Annotated in this window: 1 protein-coding gene; it reads right to left on the bottom strand. The window is 64.5% G+C overall.

Features of this window, described 5'->3' with window-relative positions; genetic code table 11:
* Positions 1 to 186 (bottom strand): hypothetical protein (locus F6X37_RS37550; RefSeq protein ID WP_262420178.1); only part of this gene is annotated, 186 nt, incomplete at its 3' end.
* Positions 187 to 203 lie beyond the last annotated feature (17 nt).

Genomic DNA, 203 nt, shown 5'->3' with positions numbered 1-203 from the left:
GAGCTCGCTGTCGACCTCCGCGTCGACGGGTATTTCGTCGCTGTCGACATCGGCCTCGACGGGGATCAGCACGGCACAGAGCGGCGTGAATTCGCTGTCCACGGGCGTGAGCTCGCTGTCGACCTCCACGTCGACGGGTATTTCGTCGCTGTCGACGGGGCTGAGCGCGACTAATAGCACAGTCACGTCGCTCTCGACGGGTG

Origin of the sequence: Paraburkholderia sp. 31.1, from assembly GCF_014397645.1 — a bacterium.
Lineage (GTDB): Bacteria > Pseudomonadota > Gammaproteobacteria > Burkholderiales > Burkholderiaceae > Paraburkholderia > Paraburkholderia tuberum.
The sequence above is the reverse complement of the archived record's forward strand: the minus strand, read 5'-3'. Positions and strand labels throughout refer to the sequence as shown.